Below are 4,892 nucleotides of genomic sequence, written 5' to 3' on the forward strand. Positions count from 1 at the left end.
AATTTAAATCGTGGAATTACATTCTCACTGAAAAAATCCGGATATGAGGTTTTTTCAGCAGAATCAGTGAAAAAAGCGAAAAGAATTGCAAGTGATAATAATGTGGATGTTACCATTTGTGATGTGAATCTTCCGGATGGGAATGGACTGGAATTTGTAAGGTGGATGAGATGCAATTATAATACATACATTATTTGTCTTACAGCACTAGATCAGGAGATGGATCAGGTCATGGGATATGAAGCAGGGGCAGATGATTATATTACAAAGCCGTTTAGTCTTTCGGTACTTCTTTTGAAAATAGAAGCACATTTCCGCCGCAGACAGGAGAAAACGGAAGCTGGAAAGATGATTTCGGGAGGTATCGTATTTATCGCAGGAGAAATGAAAGTCCTGATAAAGAGTCGTGAAATCAGTCTGACAAAAACGGAGTTGAAAATGCTGACTTTTTTTCTTCAGAATCCGAAACAGATTCTTTCAAAAACACAAATATTGGAAAATGTGTTTGATCTGGAAGGGGATTTTGTGGATGAAAATACAATCGCTGTCAATATCAGAAGACTCCGTGAGAAAATCGAAGACAATCCGGCTGCACCGGTCTATATAAAGAATATCAGAGGTCTTGGGTATATATGGAATCAGGAGGTAAGGCAGTGACAAAGAGATATCGCAAGAAGATTACAGTAGTGCTCTCCTTGGTATTACCTGTCATATTATTGTTTGCAATATTAAATTGCTTTACCACGTATGTGTTTTATGAAGATTATAAATATAAAATGAATCTTATGACAGAAATTGCAGCAAAGGAAAAATTTTCCGGGCTGGATGCTGTTTCGGAATTGCTTAAGGATAAGGATATTGAAACCAACGAACAGGGAAGGCGATTATTGGAGCAATATGGATACTGGGGAAATAAAGGGAATGTGTTTTATTCGCAATTCCGGCATCAGGTTATGGTGACCGGTGCTGTAAGCACTGTGATATGCGTGCTTCTTTTGATTATTTTATTTTATTGGAAGAAGACAGAAGATGCGTGTCATCAGAAAATTTTAGACCAGTTAGAAGAAATTCTGATCAGATTCCGTGAAAATAAATTTGATGATTTACTGAAAACGGAAAATCACGCTGAACTGGAAAAATTGAATGACCAGCTTGAAGCAATCGGACATCATATTCAGTTGCTAAAGGAAGAAGCACGGGAAGAAAAAGAGAGCACGAAAGAAATGGTTTCTGATATCTCTCACCAGTTAAAGACACCGGTTGCAGCTTTGGATACATGTTTTAGTGTGCTGATGCAGAATGACTTAAGTGCCACAGAACAGGAGGAGTTTCGTATTCGTTGTCGGAGTGCTCTGGATGGACTGGAGACATTATTGCAGTCGCTTCTTGAAATATCCAAGATGGAAACCGGACTGATTCAGATTAATAAGAAAAAACTTCCGCTTATGGATACTGTCATATCTGCTGTGAACCGTACTTATCCAAAAGCGGATGAGAAAGAAATTGAATTCGTTTTTGACTATGCAAAAGAGCTGGAAACATGCATGGTTGTGCAGGATAAAAGGTGGCTTGGTGAAGCTTTTATCAACGTTCTGGATAATGCGGTCAAGTACAGTCCGGGTGGTTCAAAAATATTTATCCGGTTACAAAAAAGAAACGATCTTGTAAGAATGGAAATTGAGGATCAGGGAATCGGTATTCCGCAGAATGAGTATCACAAAATTTTTCAACGATTTTACAGAGGAGGTTCCAGGGAGGTCAGGGAAGAGAGTGGCACGGGAATCGGACTTTTTCTATCAAGAGAAATTATCGAAAAACACGGAGGTATGATCACGGTAATCTCCGGCAAAAAGAAAAAAGGAAGCACGTTTGTGATTCAATTACCATATGTTGGTTAAATTTTAATTGGGCAGAAATCTTACAATTCTGTAAGATTTCTGCTCGTTTTTTGAAAGTGAAATGAAAGATTGCCCTGATACAATTTGGATGTAGGATGAAAAGGAGGCAACACATGAGTGTGATATTAGAAACCAGGCAGATTTGTAAGTTTTATGGCGCAGGTGAGAATCAGGTCAAAGCGGTCAATCAGGTGGACATTCAGATTGAGCAGGGAGAATTTGTCGCAATTGTTGGAAAGTCAGGTTCTGGTAAAAGTACATTACTTCATATGCTTGGAGGGCTAGACACCCCGACAAAAGGCAGTGTTACTTTAGCAGGGAAAGATTTATACAGGATGAAGGAAGATGCCCTTGCTGTTTTCCGCAGAAGAAAAATCGGATTTGTTTTTCAGGCATTTAATCTGGTTTCATTTGTTAATGTCTGGGAAAATATTGTACTGCCACTTGGGCTGGATGGAAGAAAAGTTGATGAAGCGTATGTAAATGATATTATTGCAACTCTGGGGATTGAAAACCGGATTTATAATCTGCCAAATCAGTTATCCGGAGGACAGCAGCAGAGAGTAGCAATTGCAAGAGCACTGGTGAATCGTCCGGAAATTATATTTGCGGATGAGCCGACAGGCAATCTTGATTCTAAGACCAGTGATGAGGTAATCGCTCTGCTTAAGATGACAGCAAAAAAATATGGACAGACAATTGTAATGATTACCCATGATGACGAAATTGCACAGGTCGCTGACCGTATTCTGGTGATTGAGGACGGACAGGTGGTGGATTTCAGATGAAGACAATAAGCAGGATTGCATATAGCAATGACAAAAGGAACAGGACAAGAAGTATACTGATCATGATGGCAATCTGTCTGACCACGATGCTGCTTGTTATCATCAGTACTGTGGGAAATGGGGTAATTCATTTACAGAAAAGTCAGGCGGCAGGATCATATGGAAGCAATTATGGTCTGTTTGTTTCCGCAGACGGATCGCAGTTAAAAGAAGTAAACCGCCGTGCGGAAATAGGTGCTACAGGCACTATGTGCACTGAAGGTATCATAAAAGGCAATGAAAAAGGCGGGTTTGTCTGCATGGATGAGACTGCAAGAAAAATGCTTCCTTATAATAAAGAATATGAGTTGAAGGAAGGAAAGTATCCGGAAAAAATGCAGGAAATTGCCGCAGGAAGAGCATTTTTTCGTGCAATGGGGTATGGTGATGTAAAGATCGGAGATACGGTTACACTGGATTACCGCGCAGGGATGCAGTCAGAATATAAGCCGGAAGAATTTGTTGTCAGCGGAATCCTATATGATCGGGATGAGTATACCATCGAGGCATCTTATGTTGCTTTCGGGTCACAGGAGTTTTATGATGAGCACGTCGCAGAGAATGACAGACAGTATAATATTTATTTTACTTTAAATGATTCTGCAAATGTATCTATGAATAATATTGATTCGGTTATAAAGCAGATTGCAGCAGCTTGTGGGATCGAAGAAAAAAACGTTATAGTCAATGATCTCTATTTGCAATGGGTCTTGCAGCCGAGTTATGAAACGATTGCGGTATGCGGGGTTTTGATTCTTGCAATTGTACTTTTCTCTGTTGTGGTCATTTATAATATTTTTCAGGTCGGTATTGCCAACAAGATACAGGAGTATGGAAAAATCAAGGCTCTGGGAGCGACAAAAAAGCAGATGAAACAACTGATCTTCAGAGAGGGTATGTTTTTGACAATTTCTTCAATACCAGTTGGATTGCTTCTTGGTTTTCTGATTGCAAAATGCGGTTTTAACTGGCTGGTAGAACAGGGAAACCTTGTATCAACCCAAACTGGCTCTATGGGAGTCCAAAATCAGCAGATGCCACTGTTTTCCCTGCCTGTTATGCTTCTCTGTATTTTCGTATCATTTCTTACCGTTGCTTTGGCACTGCGTAAACCAATGAAAATTGTTTCACGGATTTCACCTATCGAAGCAACACGGTATTTAGAAAATGCAGAAACACAAAAAAAAGGAAAACGAAATGGCAGAAAAAATGTCACCGTGTTTTCTATGGCAATGGCAAATGTAACGGGTAATCCCAAAAGAACTATTGGTACTATCCTCACAATGGGTTTTTCTTGCGTATTGTTTGTGATTATCTCTAATTATGTGGGAAATATTGACACGGAGCATGAAGCACGTCTTTCCGTTAATCATGGACAATTTGAACTGCAGCTTGACTATTCTGATGAGTATGATGAAAAATATCCGGAGAATAATCTGGATACGATTCTGACGGATGATCCATTGAATGATTCGCTGATTGAAGAAATCAAAAGCATTCCGGGAGTGACAGATGTCATGACGAGAGAGATTGTCTCTGTAAATCTGAACGGAACAAGATTTCCGGCTGATATTGTGAGTAAAAAGGATTTTGATTTTATGCGCCAGGACGGGGATATTGGCTCTATGGACTATGATCAGGCGGTAAAGAATGGTGATATTTTCTTTGGCTGGTCAACGTGGATGGAACAAGATGGATATGCTCCGGGTGAATCCATTGCATTTGACTTTGAGAATGAAAGTGGAACCTATACCTATCAGGGGAAGATAGCAGGATCCTTTGTAAATGCGGACACTTATCTTGTCATTCCGGAAGGTGTATACCGTTCCATGCATCCGAGAGGAACAGCCTATGGCTATCTGTGGGTGGACTGTGATAAAAAAGATGTGGCATCTGTGGAACAGAGTCTGAATACTTTGATTTCTAATACTTCGCATATAAAAATGGATACCTATCATGCGCAGTTACAATATGCAGAAGTCGCAGCCCGCATGATGAAGCTTGGCTGTTATCTGTTTATGGCGGTTGTAGGACTCATCGGTTTTATGAATATGGCGAATACCATGATCATGAATATTACGACAAAAAAGCAGGAATATGGTATATTACAGGCTGTGGGTATGACAAATAAACAATTAAATTTATGCCTGCAGTTACAGGGACTGAT

Annotated in this window: 4 protein-coding genes; all 4 read left to right on the forward strand. The window is 39.8% G+C overall.

All coding sequences use genetic code 11. From position 1 onward, the window contains the following. Positions 1 to 657 (forward strand): response regulator transcription factor (locus tag H8Z79_RS16535; RefSeq protein ID WP_147349010.1); only part of this gene is annotated, 657 nt, incomplete at its 5' end. Further along, complete coding sequence (locus H8Z79_RS17195; protein WP_117846112.1) at positions 633 to 1,898, forward strand: sensor histidine kinase; 1,266 nt, start codon at positions 633 to 635, stop codon at positions 1,896 to 1,898. The genes H8Z79_RS16535 and H8Z79_RS17195, both read left to right, overlap by 25 nt. 113 nt (positions 1,899 to 2,011) lie before the next feature. Then, positions 2,012 to 2,686: an ABC transporter ATP-binding protein gene (locus H8Z79_RS16545; protein WP_187002967.1), complete on the forward strand. Its 675-nt coding sequence runs from the start codon at positions 2,012 to 2,014 to the stop codon at positions 2,684 to 2,686. Next, on the forward strand, positions 2,683 to 4,892 hold a 2,210-nt coding region (locus tag H8Z79_RS16550), incomplete at its 3' end, for an ABC transporter permease (protein ID WP_187002968.1). The genes H8Z79_RS16545 and H8Z79_RS16550, both read left to right, overlap by 4 nt.

It is taken from the genome of Blautia intestinalis, assembly GCF_014297355.1.
In the GTDB taxonomy this organism is placed as follows: domain Bacteria; phylum Bacillota; class Clostridia; order Lachnospirales; family Lachnospiraceae; genus Blautia_A; species Blautia_A intestinalis.

What these genes read in the sequence shown, in the direction of transcription:
- H8Z79_RS17195 (WP_117846112.1), top strand. Translation starts at nt 633, where the DNA reads ATGGAATCAGGAGGTAAGGCAGTGACAAAGAGATATCGCAAGAAGATT.
- H8Z79_RS16545 (WP_187002967.1), top strand. Translation starts at nt 2,012, where the DNA reads ATGAGTGTGATATTAGAAACCAGGCAGATTTGTAAGTTTTATGGCGCA.